At 65.0% G+C, this 16,354-nt stretch carries 16 protein-coding genes and 1 tRNA gene; 9 read left to right on the top strand and 8 right to left on the bottom strand.

The window, feature by feature from the left end; genetic code table 11:
- Window positions 1-163: 163 nt before the first annotated feature.
- Window positions 164-802 carry a response regulator transcription factor gene (locus tag ACXZ1M_RS09030; RefSeq protein WP_459052836.1) on the bottom strand — a complete coding sequence of 213 codons (639 nt, stop codon included), beginning with the start codon at window positions 800-802 and terminating at the stop codon, window positions 164-166.
- Between the two features lie 126 nt (window positions 803-928).
- On the opposite strand from ACXZ1M_RS09030, the gene ACXZ1M_RS09025 reads away from it, so the two are divergent.
- Entirely contained in the window at window positions 929-1,840 is a 912-nt protein-coding gene (locus ACXZ1M_RS09025) for an alpha/beta fold hydrolase (RefSeq protein WP_459052835.1), read from the top strand.
- A gap of 53 nt (window positions 1,841-1,893) precedes the next feature.
- Here the strand turns inward: ACXZ1M_RS09025 and ACXZ1M_RS09020 are convergent, their stop codons facing one another.
- Entirely contained in the window at window positions 1,894-2,481 is a 588-nt protein-coding gene (locus tag ACXZ1M_RS09020) for a flavodoxin family protein (protein WP_459052834.1), read from the bottom strand.
- A gap of 165 nt (window positions 2,482-2,646) precedes the next feature.
- Here ACXZ1M_RS09020 and ACXZ1M_RS09015 point away from each other — a divergent pair, with 165 nt between their 5' ends.
- Window positions 2,647-5,619, top strand: coding sequence for a sensor histidine kinase (locus ACXZ1M_RS09015; RefSeq protein WP_459052833.1), 2,973 nt, complete (start codon window positions 2,647-2,649; stop codon window positions 5,617-5,619).
- Between the two features lie 6 nt (window positions 5,620-5,625).
- On the opposite strand, the gene ACXZ1M_RS09010 is transcribed toward ACXZ1M_RS09015, so the two are convergent.
- The gene (locus ACXZ1M_RS09010) at window positions 5,626-6,531 is read right to left on the bottom strand and encodes a LysR family transcriptional regulator (protein WP_459052832.1); all 906 of its coding nucleotides are present in this window, start codon (window positions 6,529-6,531) and stop codon (window positions 5,626-5,628) included.
- Window positions 6,532-6,632: 101 nt separating this feature from the next.
- On the opposite strand from ACXZ1M_RS09010, the gene ACXZ1M_RS09005 reads away from it, so the two are divergent.
- From ACXZ1M_RS09005 to ACXZ1M_RS08990, 4 genes are all read left to right on the top strand, one after another.
- Window positions 6,633-7,370 carry an SDR family oxidoreductase gene (locus ACXZ1M_RS09005; protein WP_459052831.1) on the top strand — a complete coding sequence of 246 codons (738 nt, stop codon included), beginning with the start codon at window positions 6,633-6,635 and terminating at the stop codon, window positions 7,368-7,370.
- 288 nt (window positions 7,371-7,658) lie between these two features.
- Window positions 7,659-8,126, top strand: coding sequence for a hypothetical protein (locus tag ACXZ1M_RS09000; RefSeq protein WP_459052830.1), 468 nt, complete (start codon window positions 7,659-7,661; stop codon window positions 8,124-8,126).
- 86 nt (window positions 8,127-8,212) lie between these two features.
- On the top strand, window positions 8,213-8,506 hold the full coding sequence (locus ACXZ1M_RS08995) for a hypothetical protein (protein WP_459052829.1): 294 nt from the start codon (window positions 8,213-8,215) through the stop codon (window positions 8,504-8,506).
- Entirely contained in the window at window positions 8,493-8,894 is a 402-nt protein-coding gene (locus tag ACXZ1M_RS08990; protein WP_459052828.1) for a M74 family metallopeptidase, read from the top strand. The genes ACXZ1M_RS08995 and ACXZ1M_RS08990 overlap by 14 nt, the downstream gene beginning before the upstream one ends.
- Window positions 8,895-8,942: 48 nt before the next feature.
- Here the strand turns inward: ACXZ1M_RS08990 and ACXZ1M_RS08985 are convergent.
- A tRNA-Met gene (locus ACXZ1M_RS08985) sits at window positions 8,943-9,019 on the bottom strand.
- A gap of 157 nt (window positions 9,020-9,176) precedes the next feature.
- On the opposite strand from ACXZ1M_RS08985, the gene ACXZ1M_RS08980 reads away from it, so the two are divergent.
- Complete coding sequence (locus tag ACXZ1M_RS08980; RefSeq protein WP_459052827.1) at window positions 9,177-9,581, top strand: VOC family protein; 405 nt, start codon at window positions 9,177-9,179, stop codon at window positions 9,579-9,581.
- 20 nt (window positions 9,582-9,601) lie between these two features.
- Here the strand turns inward: ACXZ1M_RS08980 and miaA are convergent, their stop codons facing one another.
- The 3 genes from miaA to ACXZ1M_RS08965 are packed head-to-tail and all read right to left on the bottom strand — an operon-like array spanning window position 9,602 to window position 13,521.
- The gene (gene miaA, locus ACXZ1M_RS08975) at window positions 9,602-10,549 is read right to left on the bottom strand and encodes a tRNA (adenosine(37)-N6)-dimethylallyltransferase MiaA (protein ID WP_459052826.1); all 948 of its coding nucleotides are present in this window, start codon (window positions 10,547-10,549) and stop codon (window positions 9,602-9,604) included.
- 1 nt (window position 10,550) lies between these two features.
- On the bottom strand, window positions 10,551-12,593 hold the full coding sequence (mutL, locus tag ACXZ1M_RS08970) for a DNA mismatch repair endonuclease MutL (protein WP_459052825.1): 2,043 nt from the start codon (window positions 12,591-12,593) through the stop codon (window positions 10,551-10,553).
- A 7-nt stretch (window positions 12,594-12,600) separates the two neighbouring features.
- Window positions 12,601-13,521, bottom strand: coding sequence for a peptidylprolyl isomerase (locus ACXZ1M_RS08965; protein ID WP_459052824.1), 921 nt, complete (start codon window positions 13,519-13,521; stop codon window positions 12,601-12,603).
- Between the two features lie 137 nt (window positions 13,522-13,658).
- Here ACXZ1M_RS08965 and ACXZ1M_RS08960 point away from each other — a divergent pair, with 137 nt between their 5' ends.
- Window positions 13,659-14,303 (top strand): VTT domain-containing protein, encoded by a 645-nt coding sequence (locus ACXZ1M_RS08960; RefSeq protein WP_459052823.1) that lies wholly within the window; start codon window positions 13,659-13,661, stop codon window positions 14,301-14,303.
- Window positions 14,304-14,451: 148 nt separating this feature from the next.
- Window positions 14,452-15,477, top strand: a complete 1,026-nt coding sequence (locus ACXZ1M_RS08955) for a carbonic anhydrase (RefSeq protein ID WP_459052822.1) — start codon at window positions 14,452-14,454, stop codon at window positions 15,475-15,477.
- Window positions 15,478-15,507: 30 nt separating this feature from the next.
- Here ACXZ1M_RS08955 and ACXZ1M_RS08950 read toward each other — a convergent pair whose 3' ends face one another.
- Window positions 15,508-16,347, bottom strand: a complete 840-nt coding sequence (locus ACXZ1M_RS08950) for a D-hexose-6-phosphate mutarotase (protein WP_459052821.1) — start codon at window positions 16,345-16,347, stop codon at window positions 15,508-15,510.
- Window positions 16,348-16,354 lie beyond the last annotated feature (7 nt).

Below are 16,354 nucleotides of genomic sequence, written 5' to 3'. Positions count from 1 at the left end.
CCAGGAAATGGGGCCTTCGCTCTGGGCGAGCATTTTTGACCATGTGTATAAAGTGCAAACAATCAATTTGCTGATTATTTGGCCGCGCAGGTATGCCGACTTCGTATAGGCCGATGCAAATTTTCTATACGACTTGTGGAAAAAAACCTACGAGGGCCGGCGCTCAGCTTTCCCAGAAGCCGCGCTGGAGGGCGATGGTGACCGCGTGGGTGCGGTCGAGCGCGCCGAGCTTGGAGAGGATGGTCTTCATGTGCGACTTGATGGTGTCTTCCTTCAGCCCCAGTTGCTCGGCGGCGCGCTGGTTGGAGTGGCCCCGGGCCACCAGTTTCAGCACCTCGATTTCGCGCGCCGACAGCGCGTCCATGCTCAGGGTGCCGGCCAGGTTGCGCGTGACTTCGGCGGGGAAGCGCTTTTCGCCGTGGTGCACCGCCGCGATGTAGTCGACCAGCTCGGTGCGCGCCATGTTCTTCAGCAGGTAGCCGCTGGCGCCGGCCTTCAGGCCGCGCAGCACCTGGGCGTCGCCGCTGAAGGTGGTGAGGATGATGATGCGCGCCTGCGCATCGATGGCGCGGATGTCGTTGATCGCTTCGATGCCGCTGCGGCCCGGCATCTGCAGGTCCATCAGCGTGATGTCGGGCCGGTGCAGGCGGAATTGTGCGACGGCGGCGTCGCCGTCCTCGGCCTCCGCCACCACCCGCACGCGCCGGCTGTGCGCCAGCACCGCCGCGATGCCGCTGCGCAGCACCGGATGGTCGTCGGCGATGATGACCCGGATCTCTTCTTCACTGTGCTGGTTGGACATCGCCGCGCTCCTCACTCTAGGCGAGAAGTGTAGCAGCATCCGCGCACGGCCCTACTACCCAAACGAGTGTAGGTCGGCCGCATGGCGGCGCTTAGCATGGGTGCTCTTAACTAAGGAGGTTGAACCATGAAATTCTCACTCATCAGGCCGCTACTGGGCGCCTTTCTGTTGACGCTGTCCATGCTGGCCGTGGGGCCGGCGCAGGCCCAGGCGCCGAAGAGCAACTTCGCCGAGGTCAACGGCGTGCGCCTGCACTACCTGTCGGCCGGCAAGGGCGATCCCATCATTCTGCTGCATGGTTACACGCAGTCCAGCCACATGTGGTTGCCGCTGATCGCCGAGCTGTCCAAGGACCACTTGGTGATCGCGCCCGACCTGCGCGGCTTCGGCCAGTCGGCCACGCCGGCCGGTCCCTACACCAAGTCGGTGATGGCGCAGGACGTGCATGCGCTGGCCGTCAGCCTGGGCATCAAGTCGGCCAAGGTGGTCGGCCACGACATCGGCCTGATGGTGGCCTATGCCTATGCCGCCCAGTATCCGTCCGAGGTCAACAAGATCGTCCTGCTGGACGCCTTCCTGCCGGGCGTCGGCAACTGGAAGGATGTCTGGCTGCTGCGCGACCTGTGGCACTTCCACTTCTACGGCGAGACCCCGCTGGCGCTGGTGAAGGGCCGCGAGCGCACCTACTTCGAACACTTCTGGAACGATTTTTCGGCCGACAAGACCAAGTCGCTGAGCGAAGCCGACCGCAAGTTCTACACGCGTGAATATGCGCAGCCCGACCATATGCGCGCCGGCTTCGAAGTGTTCCGCGCGTTTGAAAAAGATGCCGCCGAGTTCGCCGCCTACGCCAAGACGCCGCTGGCCATTCCGATGCTGGTGCTGACCGGCGAGAAGGCTTCCGGCAATGTGCTGATCGATCAGGCCAAGCTGGTGGATTCGCAGGTGGAAGGTGTCATCATCAAGGGCAAGGGCCACTGGCTGATGGAAGAGGCGACCAGCGAAGTGGTGCCGAAGCTGGTGCAGTTCCTCAAATAAAGCGTGGCTGAAAAGTGCCGGAAAAACAGGGCCGCTGATGCGGCCCTGTTGCGTTAGTCGCGTCCGCGCACGAACTGCAAGGCGGTCTTGGCGACGCGCGCGCCCAGGTGTTCGGCGGTTTTCAGGTCCGATGCCGAGGGCGCCAGCTCGGCGCTCTGGTCCGCATTCGATTGCGCCGCCGCGCCGATGAAGAAGCCCAGCCGGTTCAAGTCTTCCTCGCTGCCGGTGCTGGAGTTGTTGCCCGGCGGCAGACCCAGATTCACCCAGTGCATGCCGTGCTGCGCCGCGAAGATGAACAGTTGCTGCAGCGTCGCCAGCTTGTCGCCCGAGCGCGAGGCGGAATTGGTGAAGCCGGCCGCCAGCTTGTCCTTCCACTTGCCGCCCGCCGCGTACACGGTGCGTGAGGTGGCGTCCTGGAACGCCTTGAACTGCGCCGACTGGCCGCCCATGTAGGTGGGCGCGCCGAAGATGATGGCGTCGGCTTTTTCGATGTCCGCCCACGGCGCTTCGCCGCTGTCGACCGCGTAGATTTCGGCAGTGACGCCGTCGACCTGGCTGGCGCCGTAGTGCACCGCTTCCGCCTGGCGCTTGGTGTGTCCATAGCCCGAGTGATACACCACTGCCACGATTGCCTTGCTCATTATTTGCTCCTTGAAAGTTTTGGGGGAGCACCAAGCATAGGCAGGGCGGCGGCCTGGCCCTACCCACTATCGGGTAGTCCCCTCCTTTGGCATAAGGGATAGCCGCGCCTTTCGGCTTGCAATCCTAATATACAATGTGGCAACTTCTTAACCACGGCCCTGGCAATGCTTGCTCGCCGCTTCCTCGCAATCTGGTTGGTACTGCTGAGCTGCGTGCTGCCGGCCCGGGCCGCGCCGCCCATCGCCATGCACCACGTCAGCTGGACCGCGCGCGAAGGCGCGCCGCAGATGGTGCTGACCATGACGCAGACGCGCGACGGCTGGCTGTGGCTGGGCAGCAGCACCGGCCTGTACCGCTTCGACGGCGTGCGCTTCGAGCGCTATGCGCCGTCCGGCCAGGCGCTGCCCTCGCTGGGCATCGGCATCCTCAACACCTTCGACGATGGCTCGCTGTGGATCGGCTACCGCTACGGCGGCGCCAGCGTGCTGGCCGAGGGCCGCCTGCGCCACTACAACGAGCGCGACGGCTTGCCGGTCGGCGCCACCGTGTGGGGCCTGGAGCGCGACGGTGGCGGCCGCATGTGGGCCGCCACCGCGCGCGGCATGTACCGTCTCGACGGCCAGCGCTGGCGCGCGGCCGGCGCCGATTTCGCCCTGCCCGTGGCGCCGTACAAGACCTTGATGCGCGACCGCGATGGCGCCTTGTGGGCGCAGGGGGCGGAGGGCGTCTACCGCTTGCCGGCGGGCGCGCAGCGCTTCGTGAAAGCGACGCCGGACAGCGGCACCGGCGTGCTGTTCCAGGTGCCCGACGGCAGCGTGTGGAGCTGGAACGCGCCGGCCGCCAGCCTGCGCGCCTTGACGCCACCCGATGGCGGCGCCGCGCCCCGGCGCTGGTCGGTGGAAGGGGAGGAGGTCAACAGCCTGCTGTTCGACCGCCAGGGCGACTTGTGGGTCGGCCGCATCAACGGCGTGGAATACCATGCCGCCCACGGCATCCAGCGCAGCGGCATGCCGCAGGGACTGAGCGGGCGCTGGGTGGCCGCCATCTTCGAAGACCGCGAGGGCAGCATCTGGACCTCGACCTCCACCGGCATCGACCGTTTTCGCCGCCAGCGTATCGAGGCCGTCGCCATGCCCGTCTCCACCGTCACCAACCCGCTGGCGGCCGACGCCGACGGCGGCGTCTGGGTCGGGCGCTATCATTTCCCGCGGCCGCACAACGGCCGGCTTGCGCCGCGCCAGCTGGACCTGGGGCCTGCCGTTGCCCCCGATCGCGACTTGGCCACCGCCTATCGCGACGCCGCCGGCGTGCTGTGGCTGGGCGACGAGGACCGCGTGTGGCGCAGCAGCGCCAATGAGGTGCGCGCCGTGCCCTTGCCGGTCAAGGGCAGCATGGTCGGCAGCATGGCCGGCGACGTCGACGGCTCCCTGTGGGCCATGCTGGCGCCGCAAGGCCTGTACCGGCTGGACGCGCAGTACCGCTGGCACCCGATGCAGGCGGCGACCGGCCTGCCGGGGCAAACCCCGCGCGTGGTGGCCAGCTCGCCGCAGCTGGGCTTGTGGCTGGCCTACCCGCGCAATAAGGTGTTGCAGCTGCACCAAGGCGTGTGGCGTAGCTATGGTCCCGAGGACGGCGTGGCGCTGGGCACCCTGGAGGCCATGCATGTGACTGCGGCCCATGTCTGGATCGGCGGCGAGAAGGGCCTGGCCCTGTGGCAGGGCACGCGTTTCGTCCCGGTCGGCGGTGTCGGCGCGGTGGCGCTGGAGGGCGTCTCCGGCATCGCGGAGCTGGACGACGGCGATGTGTGGGTCGACGCGGCGGCCGGGCTGTTCCGCATTCCGGCTGCCGAGATCGCCCGGCTGAAAGCCACGCCCGGCTACCGGGTGCACTATGAAAAGCTCGACAACCTCGACGGCCTGACCGGCAACGCGCCGATGCGCTACCCGGTGCCGACCATGGTCAAGACCACCGACAACAAGCTGTGGCTGTCGACCACCTCGGGCGTGTTCCGCATCGATCCGGCGCTGCGGCCCACGCTGGGACCGGCGGCGCCGGTGCTGATCCGCGCGCTCGGCCCGCCCGGCCATCCGCGTCCGGCGCTGGACGGCCTGCGCCTGGCGGCCAACACCTCGGCCCTGCAGATCGACTACACCGCGCTGGCGCTGGCCATGCCGGAACGGGTGGCGTTCCGCTACCGGCTCGACGGCGTCGATGGGCAATGGCAGGAGGTCGGCCAGCGCCGCGAGGCCTATTACAACAACCTGGAGCCGGGCGATTACCGCTTCAGCGTGGAGGTGACCGACTACGCCGGCGTGTGGAGCGGACGGCCGGCCACGCTGGCGTTCAGCATCGCGCCCACCATCCCGCAAAGCTGGTGGTTCAAGACCTTGTGCGCCTTGCTGCTGCTGGTGGCGTGCTGGATGCTGTACCGCCGCCGCATGCACGTGTTGGCGCTGCAGGTGGCGGCGCGGCTGGAGGAGCGCACGCGCGAGCGCGAGCGCATCGCGCGCGAGCTGCACGACACCTTGCTGCAGTCGGTGCAGGGCATGATCCTGCACGTGCATGCGGCCACGCTGTCGCTGCCGGAGCCGGCGCCGGAGCGCGTGGCGATCGAGGCGGCCCTGCAGCAGGCCGACGATGTGCTGCTCGAAGGCCGCGAACGCGTGCGCGATCTGCGCGCCGGCGAGGCGGGCAAGCAGGACCTGGCCGAGGCGATCGGCGCCATGCCCGGCCGGCTGGGCCTGGCCGATGTGCTGCACGTCAAAGTCGAGGGCAAGCTGCGCAAGCTGCATCCGCTCGTCTACGACGAGGTGCTGGCGATCGCCGGCGAAGCCGTGGCCAACGCCTGCCGCCATGCCGGCGCCAGCCGGATCGAGGTGCAGCTCAGTTATGGCGCGGGCGAACTGCGGTTGTGCGTCCGCGACGACGGCGCCGGTATTCCGGCCCACGTGATGGCGGCCGGCGGGCGCAGCAACCATTGGGGCATCTGCGGCATGTATGAACGGGCCGAAGGCATCAAGGCCAAGCTCACGCTGCGCAGCGCGCCCGGCGCCGGCACCGAGTGGCTGCTGCTATTACCCGGCGCGCTGGCGTATCAGGCGAAGGCTTATCGTTCCTGGTTCGGCAGGGCGGGCTGAAGGCTGTTATTCCTGGGCCGGTGAATTGCGGCGGGCGAATTCCTGCGTGGCCCAGGCCAGGAAGGCGCGCACGCGCGGCGACAGTTGGCGGTTACGCGGATAGACCAGCGATACCGGCATCGAGGGCGGCGGCAGATGGTCGAGCAGCGTGACCAGCGTGCCTCGTCTTAAATCGTCCGCCACGTGGAAGCGCGGCATCTGCGCGATCCCCAGTCCCAGGCGCGTGCCGGCGATATAGCTTTCCGGGCCGGTGACGGCGAAGGTGGCCGGCAACTGCACGCTTTCCAGCACAGCGCCGCCGGTGAATTCGAGCGGCGTGACATGGCCGGTGGTGATGGTGCGGATGCCGACCACGCGGTGCCCGCGCAGCGACGCCAGATCGCGCGGCGTGCCGTAGCGTTCCAGGTAGCCGGGCGTGGCGCAGGTGACGCGGTCGAGCATCGCCACCTGCCGCGCGATCAGTTCGCTGTCCGGCAATTTGCCATAGCGCAGCGCGCAGTCCATGCCTTCCTGGACCAGATCGACCCAGCGGTCGCTTTCGCTCATCGACAGCTCGACCTCCGGGTAGCGCTCGAAGAAGGCGGGCAGGGCGGGCAGCAGGAAATGCCGCGCCAGCGTTCCTTGCACCTCCACCCTGAGCATGCCCTTCGGCTCGGCGCCGGCGAATGCGCCTTCGGCGTCCTCCACGTCGTCGAGGATGCTGAGGCAGCGGCGGTAATAGGCCTCGCCGTCGAGCGTGGGCTTGACGCTGCGGGTGGTCCGTTGCAGCAGCCGCACGTTCAGGCGCTGTTCCAGCTGATTGATCACCTGCGTCACGGTCGAGCGCGGCACGCCGGTGTCCTTCGCCGCTTGGGTAAAGCTGCTGCGCTCGACAATCCGCGTGAACAGGCGCATGGCGTCCAGTCTGTCCATAATTGTTTATGATTTTGGAATAGTGAGGTCAATATTACCCTGATTATCTTTGTCTCGGAAACTGGCATAGTGTGTTCATTCCACCTACCAGGAGAGACAGCATGAACGCAGCAAACAAAGTAGCCATCGTCACCGGATCGTCTCGCGGCATCGGCGCCGCCATTGCGCGGCGTCTGGCCGGCGACGGCTTCACCGTTGTGGTCAATTACGCCGGCAGTGCGGCGGCGGCCGAGGAACTGGTGCAGCAGATCGAACAAAGTGGCGGCCGGGCGATTGCGGCGCAAGCCGACGTCAGCGACGCGGCGGCGGTGGCGCGCATGTTCGACGCGGCGGAGGCGGCCTATGGCGGCATCGACGTCCTCGTCAACAACGCCGGCATCATGAAATTGGCGACGCTGGCCGACAGCGACGACGCCCTGTTCGACAGCCAGATCGCGATCAATCTCAAAGGCACGTTCAACACCTTGCGCGAAGCTTCGCGCCGCCTGCGCAGTGGCGGCCGCATCATCAATCTGTCGTCGAGCGTGGTGGGCATGTGCCAGCCGGGATATGGGGTCTACGCGGCCACCAAGGCCGGCGTGGAAGCGATGACGCATGTGCTGGCGAAAGAACTACGCGGCCGCAACATCACCGTCAACGACATCGCGCCCGGACCGACCGCCACCGCCTTGTTCCTCGATGGGAAACCGCAGGACCTGGTCGATCGCCTGGCCAAGTTGGCGCCGCTGGAGCGCCTGGGCCAGCCGGACGACATCGCCGCCGCCGTCGCCATGCTGGCCGGCCTGGACGGCGCCTGGATCAACGGCCAGACCATCCGCGTCAACGGCGGCATCGTTTAAGGTTCTGAACGATTTTTCCGGAGTGGGGCTCGGGGAGGGCTTTTTTTGGGGTTTTACTAAAACCTGCTAACTCTTACTACTTCACTATAAACGTTAATATTTCATCGTATTCGCTACTAATTCCGCAACTAAAACATACTAATCAACTCTAAGGTTTATAGGCCGTAGATGCGTAGTAGCTTTTAGTATCGTCGTCCACGGCGGTTTTAGTAAGGAATAGCGCGCTGTAGTAATGGTTAGTAGTGGTTAGTAGCGCTTAGTAAAAACCGATTTTCAGGAGGCCCCACCATGCCTACTCATCTCAATCTCACCTTTCCCATCCGCGTTTCTGAGGATCTGTTGATGGCCCTTGGTGAGTTCACCGGCCTTGAATGGACTGATTCGCTAGAATTGGAGCCCTTCATCTGCGAAGCGATCCAAAACTATATTCAATCTGCCCCGGCAGCCCAAGAGCAAGCGCGGGCGCCTTCCGAGTCCGGCTACCAATGGAAGGAAGTATTTCTTCCGGAGGGAACCCGGCTGCGCGCGAGTTTCGACCATAAGCACTATTTCGCCTCCGTGGCGGGAGCTGCAATCAAATATGATGAGCACTCCATCTCGCCCTCGTGCTTTGCGAACCTCTATGGCAGCGGCAACCGCAATGCATGGAAGGCAGTATGGCTGCGCTTTCCGGGAAGTGACGCGTGGCTCCTGGCCGATGTTTGCAGGTCAGCGCGCCATGCGGCGATCACGCGTCTGATGGCAACAACGGTATAGTTAAGGGCTGAGGCAACCGATTGCGGTCGATCAGTTCGACTTGGCGCAGCCGTGGTAAAACTGGCTTTTGCCGACGAGGGGGCGACATGCGCCTTTTGCTGATTTTCCTTGCCATCGTGCCGTCGATAAGCGTGGCGAGCACTTGTCACGGGACCGTGGCGCGTGGGCGTTTGGAGCAGGGCGTGCAGTTGCCGCAGCAAGGCGCCAATTTTGCAGCCTACAGCACCGTCGGCGTACAACTCGGAAGAACCTACGTCCATAGTGCGGTGCATGCAGTGATCCTTGATGCGTATCGGGCGTTGCTGCAATCGGCGCCGGGTAAAACCTTTGTCTACGGCGAGACGGGCCTGGCGGCTGGCGGCCCCCATGCCTCCGCATAAAACCCATCAGGCCGGATTATCGGTCGATTTCATGGTGCCGGTGATGGATGCGACCGGTGCACCGGCACAGTTGCCCGCAACGGCAGCGAACATGTTTGGTTACGGCATCGAGTTCGACACATCAGGAGGATTCGCCGGCCTGCGAATTGATTACGATGCCATGGCCGAACACCTGTACCAACTGACGATAGCAGCAGTACATCGCGGCGTGGGCATCGAGCGCGTTATCTCCGATCCGAAATTAACGACACAACTGCTAAACAGCCCAGGAGGCGTGCGTCTTCGTGGACGTCTGCCTTTCATGAAGCAGCGCCCTTGGATACGTCACGACGAGCACTATCACGTCGACTTCAGCATACTGTGTGGTGCCGGCGTGGCGGGACGATAAAACAAAAAAGCCGTAACCCACTTTCGTGAATTACGGCTTTCGGAATCTTGGTGGTGATAGGTGGACTTGAACCACCGACCCCAGCATTATGAATGCTGTGCTCTAACCAACTGAGCTATATCACCTGCAACGCGAAGCATTATCGGGGTTGGCGCCCGTACTGTCAAGGCCGACCCAAAACTTTTTTGAAAAAAGTGGCCTGTATCGCGTGGCGGTCGTCAAAACGTTGGCATATTGGTATTCTGGTTCCTCGCTTGTGATAATTTCTTTAACGGGGATGCCATGGCCACCAATATCTTCATCAACCTGCCCGTGCGCGACTTGCAGCAGTCGGTCAAGTTCTTCACGCACCTGGGCTACAGTTTCAATCAACACTACACCGACGACAGCGCCACCTGCATGATCGTCGACGAGAATATTTATGTGATGCTGCTGACCGAAGCCCGCTTCAAGGAGTTCACGCCGAAACCGATCGCCGATGCGCGCACGTCGACCGAAGTGCTGGTGTGCTTGGCGTTGGAGTCGCGTGAAGCGGTGCAGACGATGGTCGCCAAGGCCGTCGAGGCCGGCGGCAGTACCTACAAGGAGCCGCAGGACCACGGCTTCATGTACGGCCACGGCTACCAGGACCTGGACGGCCATCTGTGGGAACTGGTGTACATGAGCGGCGAGCCGCCCAAGCACTAAGCTTTAAGCATTTAGCCGGATCAGCCGAGCCGTTCGGCGATGTGCGCCAGCATGGCGCCGGCCGGGTTGGGCCCCAGGCAGTCGAGCACCACGCGCTCGGGCATGGAGCGCAGCCATGTCAGCTGGCGCTTGGCCAACTGGCGTGTGGCGATGATGCCGGTCTCGCGCATGGTCGCGTAGTCGATGGTGCCGTCGAGATATTCCCATGCCTGGCGATAGCCCACGCAGCGGATCGACGGCAGGCCCAGATGCAAATCACCGCGCCGGCGCAGCGCCTCCACTTCGGTGATCAGGTTACCTTGCGGGGTCTCCTCCAGCATGATGTCGAAGCGGCGCGCGATGCGCTTGTGCAGCACGGCGCGGTCCGACGGCTCCAGCGCGAACGACAGCAGATCAAATGGCAGCTCGGTCTTCTCGCGCAGCGACAGCAGCTCGGACATGGGCTTGCCGCTCAACGTGTAAATCTCCAGCGCGCGCTGGATGCGCTGCGAGTCGGCCGGCGCCAGTCGCGCCGCCGTTTCAGGATCGATGGCCGCCAGGCGCGCGTGCATGGCCGGCCAGCCGAGACGGGCCGCTTCCTCATCGAGCGCGACACGCACTTCGGGATCGGCGCCGGGCAGGTCGTCCAGGCCATCGGCCAGGCCTTTGAAGTACAGCATGGTGCCGCCCACCAGCAGCGGCAGTTTGCCGCGTGCGCTGATCTCTTCCACCAGCCGCAGCGTGTCTTTACGAAACTGCGCCACCGAATAGGAATCAAGCGGGTCGAGGATGTCGATCAGGTGGTGCGGCGCTGCCGCCAGTTCCTCGCGCGTCGGCTTGGCGGTGCCGATGTCCATGCCGCGATACACCAGCGCCGAATCGACGGAGATGATCTCGGCCGGAATGCGTTCCGCAATCGCCAGCGCGGAGGCGGTCTTGCCCGACGCCGTCGGACCCATGATGGCGACGGCCAGTGGTCTGGTGCTCATCTTATTGACCGCGCAGGAACAGTTTGTCGAGCGCGTTGATCTCCACCTGCACCCAGGTCGGCCGGCCGTGGTTGCACTGGTCGGCGCGTTCGGTGATTTCCATCTGCCGCAGCAGCGCGTTCATCTCCTGCAGCGACAGGATGCGGTTGGCGCGCACCGCCGTGTGGCAGGCCAGGGTGCCGAGCAGTTCGTTCTGGCGTTCGATCAGCACGCGCGAGCCGCCGAATTCACGTACGTCGCGCAGCACGTCGCGCGCCAGCGTCTGGGCGTCGGCGTTCTTCAGCAGTACCGGCACCGAGCGTATCGCCAGCGTGGTCGGCGACAGTACTGCGATGTCGAAGCCCAGCGCCTGCAAGGTCTCCTGGTGCTCTTCGGCGGTGCCCACTTCCACCGCGTCGGCATAGAAGGTGACCGGAATCAGCAGCGGCTGCACCTGCATGTCTTCGCCGGCGACGCGGCTGTCCAAGGCGCTCTTCAATTGTTCGTACAGGATGCGCTCGTGCGCGGCGTGCATGTCGACCAGCACCAGGCCCTTGACGTTCTGCGCCAGGATGTAGATGCCGTGCAGCTGCGCCAGCGCGAAGCCGAGCGGGAATTCTTCCTGCGCCATCGCGGCGGCCGAGACGCTGAAGCTGCTGGTCTGCGGCAGCGCCATGTCGGCGGCCGCGCGCTCACCGCCGCTACGCTCGCCGTCGCGGAACATGGCGCCGTATTTTTCGGTGCTCTGCGCCACGCCGCCGTCGGCGCCGAAGCGCGGACCGCCGTAGCCGGAGCCGAAACTTGCGCCCGCGCCGCCAAAGCCGCCGCCAGCACCAGCGTCGCCACCAAAGCCGGCACCAGCAGCGCCGCCGAAGCCGGCGTTGTTGCCCGCGCCATCCGCGCTGCGGGATCCGAACGGCGACGGCGAGAAGGTCGGCGTGTAGTCCGGCGCCAGCAGGGAGCCGAACGAAGCTTGCTCGCCGCGCCAGGCCGGCGTGGCGTTCAGGCTATCGGCCGCCGGCAGCGGCGACGGCACGCTGCCGTGCGCGGTGGCCGAAGTCTGCGACAAGGCCCGCTGCACCGCATGGAATACAAACTGGTGCACCGCGCGGCTATCGCGGAAGCGCACCTCAATCTTGGACGGGTGGACGTTGACGTCCACCAGCGCCGGGTCCAGCTCCAGCGCCAGCACATAGGACGGGAAGCGGTCGCCGTGCAGCACGTCCTGGTAGGCCGCCTTCACGGCGTGCACCAGCACCTTGTCGCGCACGAAGCGCCCGTTCACATAAAAGAACTGGCCGTCGGCGCGCGCCTTGGAAGCGGTCGGCAAGCCGGTGTAGCCGTGCAGGCGTAAAGGGCCGGCCGTTTCATCGATCGGCAAGCGCGCCTCGGCGAAGCCTTCGCCCAGGATGTGCGCGCTGCGCTTGGCCATTTCGCTCACGTTCCAGTGGTCGATGGTACGGCCGTTGTGCGTCAGCGAGAACGACACGTCCGGCCGCGCCAGCGCGATGCGGCGCACGACTTCGGCGCAGTGGCCGAATTCGGTCTGTTCGGACTTCAGGAACTTGCGGCGTGCCGGCGTGTTGAAGTACAGGTCCTGCACGTCGATGGTGGTGCCCAGCGCACCCGAAGACGGCGCCGGCGCGGCATTGTGCGAGCCGACGATTTCCCAGGCGTGCGCCGCATCGGCGGTGCGCGAGGTCAGCGTCAGCACCGCCACCGAGGCGATCGAGGCCAGCGCCTCGCCCCGGAAGCCCAGCGTGCCGACGTTTTCCAGATCGTGCAGGGAAGTGATTTTCGACGTGGCGTGACGCGCCAACGCCAAGGGCATCTGCTCGGGCGGAATGCCACGGCCGTTGTCGGTGATGGCGATGCGTTTCACGCCGCCTTCCTCCAGCCGCACGGTGATCTGCGTGGCGCCGGCGTCGAGGGCGTTCTCCAGCAGTTCCTTGACCACCGCCGACGGCCGCTCCACCACCTCGCCGGCGGCGATCTGGGAAATCAGCTGGTCGGGCAGGGCCTGGATAGGGCGGGGCGTGCGGGCGGAGGTGTCTGGGGCGTTCATCACGAGATTATAACTTGGGCGCTTCCCGCACCGGTATGGTGGCGTTGCACAGCTCCACGTAGTTGGCCGCGTACTTGTTCCACGGGCCGCCGCGATTGCGCTGCGCCTCGATCACTTTTTGATAGATCGGCGCCTCGCTGCGCATCACCTCCAGGTGGCTGCGCTCCGCTTCCGGCACCTCGGCCGCCAGCCGCACCGAGATGATCGGCGTGCGCGCCTCCTTCGCGCCGTAGAAGCCCATGGTATCGCCGCCGCGCGGCAAGGTCGCCAGCAGCGGCATGCCGGCCACCACCCGGCCCACCACCGTGATATTGCGGTCCAGGTGGCGCGGCGCGTGGCCGTTCACCGCGTACAGCTCGGCGCCGCTGCCGCTGTCGGTATCGTTGTCGCGGCCCACGCCGACCATGCCGTAGCAATGCGCCAGCCAGGTGGTGCCGGCCTTGGGATCGCGCCCGACCGGGAAGCCGTTCGAATGGCCGACCTGCGGCGCGTAGCCATCGAAGTCCTTCTGGCGCACGAAGCGCTTGTCGTTCGAGATCGGCACCGAGAACTCGCCCGGCACCTTGGCCTTGGCGCTGCCCAGCGATTTAGGATTGGTTTCGGCGTTCGGATCGCCCCACTGCGCCACGTAGTTGTCCTGCGAGCGGTTCACGGCCAGGCCGTCGAAATAGTGCTCCTGCACCAGCGTCTTGATGTTGGCGATGGCCTGCGGCGCAAAATCCGGCGCCAGCTCGATCACCACGCGGCCGGCCGGCAGCTCCATATAGAGCGTGTTCTGCGGGTCCAGCGGACGCCAGTCCGACGGCTTGGAAGTCTTGACGATCTCGCCGGCGCTGGCGCGCACCGGCAGGTCGGCCGCCATCGCCGGACCCAGAACCAATGCCAGTGCCGGCAGGGATAAAATACCTAAGCTGCGGGATAAAGCCATCCAAACTCTCCTCGGTTGATCGATGCCGCTGGGTGCGGGCGATGCGAGGATTGTAAACTGGATAGCGGCCGGCCGGAAACTGCCGCCGCACGGCGTCAGGTGGTGTATGATTCTGGCGCACACTTTATGGAAAGAATATGGATTTAATGCAATTTTTTGACATGATCCTGCATGTCGACAGAACACTCGAAGCACTGATCCTGCAATACGGAACGCTGATTTACGTTGTACTGTTCGCCATCATTTTCTGTGAAACCGGTCTGGTGGTCCTGTTCTTCCTCCCGGGCGACACGCTGCTGTTCATCGCCGGCGCCCTGTGCGCGGTGGGGGAAATGAACCTGCCCGTGCTGATGCTGCTGCTCACCTCGGCGGCCGTGCTCGGCAACACCACCAATTACTGGATCGGCGAAAAGGTCGGGCAGCGCGTGTTCACCCACGATTACCGCTGGCTCAACAAGGAAGCCCTCACGCGCACCCACGATTTCTTTGAAAAACACGGCGGCAAGACCATCGTGCTGGCCCGCTTCATCCCGGTGGTGCGCACCTTCGCGCCGTTCGTGGCCGGCGTGTCGGACATGACCCATGCCCGCTTCCAGCTGTACAACTTCACCGGCGCCATCCTCTGGGTCGCGCTGCTGACCACGGCCGGCTACTTCTTCGGCAACATCCCGATCGTGCGCGAGCACCTGACCGAGATCGTGCTGGTGGGCGTGGCCGTGGCGTTGGTGCCGATGCTGCTGGGCGGCTTGTATAAATTAACGCGCCGCATGCAAAATCGTTAAAAGCCGCTGAAAGCCGCATTCACCCACGCTGCGCGGCCGCCGCAGCGTGTAGATTCAGAAAGAAATTCACCGCGCGCGGCCATCCCTCCTCAAGTTTTTCCCTAAAGCATCCGTATACCAGACTGTAATTGTTACTTTCTGGATACCCATGCGCTCTCTCCTCCTCACCCTGCTTGCCTGCTGCTGCGTGGTTTCCGCAGTCAGCGGCGCAAACGATCCGCTGATTTCGCCGTCGGCGAAGTCGGCGCTGGGCGGCGCGGCGGGCGCAACCTCGTCCGGCTCTTCCGCCTCCTTGGCATCCGGCAGCGCCTCGGCCCCGGTGCGCAAGCTGACCGAGCGCGAAAAAGAAGCCCAGGCCGAGTCCGAGCTGTCGGCCCGCATCCAGGAGCGCCTGGCCATCATGCGCGCCAACCAGCAGGCGCGGGTGGCGGCGGCGGCCAAGGCCAAGAAGCAGGCCGAGGCCAAGGCGGCGGTGGTGGCGGCCGCGCCCAAGGTGTACAGCAATGTGTGGTCGTATGAAGGCGAGAACGGCCCGGCCAACTGGGGCACCATCAATCCTGCATGGGCCAAGTGCGGCACCGGCAACCGCCAGTCGCCGATCGACATCCGCGACGGCATGAAGGTCGAGCTGGAGCAGATCAACTTCGACTACCATCCCTCATCGTTCAATGTGACCGACAACGGCAAGACGGTGCAGGTGATGGTCGGCGGCGGCAACTTCATCACTGTCGGCAACCGCATGTATGAGCTGATCCAGTTCCATTTCCACCGTCCTTCGGAAGAGCGCATCAACGGCAAGGGCTATGAGATGGTGGTGCACATGGTGCACAAGGACGGCGAAGGCCGCATCGCCATGCTGGCGCTGCTGCTCGAACGCGGCAAGCAGCAGCCGGTGATCCAGACCGTCTGGAACAACCTGCCGCTGGAGAAGTACGACACCGCCGCGCCGTCGACCGTGCTCGATCCGATGGACCTGCTGCCGTCGCGCCGCGAATACTTCACCTTCATGGGATCGATGACCACGCCGCCGTGCACGGAAGGCGTGTTGTGGCTGGTGATGAAGGAGCCGGTGCAGGCGTCGCCGGCGCAGATGGCGTTGTTCAGCCGCCTCTATCCGCTCAATGCGCGGCCGGTGCAGCCGGGCGCCGGGCGCATCATCAAAGAATCGAACTAGCCCGTCATTCCCGCCTGCGCGGGAATGACGTTAAACGCTGATCGTATGCTTGCCGGTCCAGCTGGCGCCGGCGGCCAGCGGCTGCTGGTCGATGCGCGCCGGCTCGATGCAGACAAAGCGCAAATACTCCTCATCGGCCAGGTCCACCAGCGCGGCCGCATCGGCCTGGCCCGGATTCCATACCACCCATTCGCTGAAACCCTGCTGTTCAAGGCGTAGCGTGGCGTTGGCCGTGTTCAGCGTCAGGCCCGGCGTCGACTGGTACAGGCGGTCGTGCTTCTCGGTGAAATGCAGCGCCGGGAATTCCTGGGTGCTAGTGTTCTGATGGTGATCGGTGTACTGCTGGTGCTGCAGGCCGCTGATGCTGGTGGCATCGAGATGGCCGACATCGTAATAGGTGTGCAGCGCCACGCCGAACGGGAACGCCTGCTCGCCCGGATTGTGCGCCGTGAATTCAAAGGCCAGCGTGTCGCCGTGCAGTGTGAAGCGCAGCGTCAGCGCAAACGCGTGCGGCCAGGCTTGCGCGTGTTCCGCCGACAGGTCGCTCTGATCCAGGCTGAACTCCATGAACGAGCTGCCGCCATCGCCGCCGCTGTCGCTCAGGCGCCAGGTGCTGACGCGCGCGAAGCCGTGGCGCAGACCGGGGCCGCGCACATTAAACTGCGGGAAGATCACCGGCACGCCGCCGCGGATCGCCTTGCTGCCGTCGAGCGGCGTCTGCGAGCTGACGAACAGGCGCTCCTTGCCGTCGGCAGTCTTCCACGACAACAGATGAGCGCCGAACAGCGACACGGTCGCCTGCGCGCCATCGGCGGCGATGATCTGTACTGCCGGCAGGGCGCCGTATTCGGTCATGATTGCTACAGCCATGTCTGTT

The sequence above is a fragment of the Duganella paludis genome, from assembly GCF_054461335.1.
This window is presented reverse-complemented; position numbering and strand designations above follow the sequence as displayed.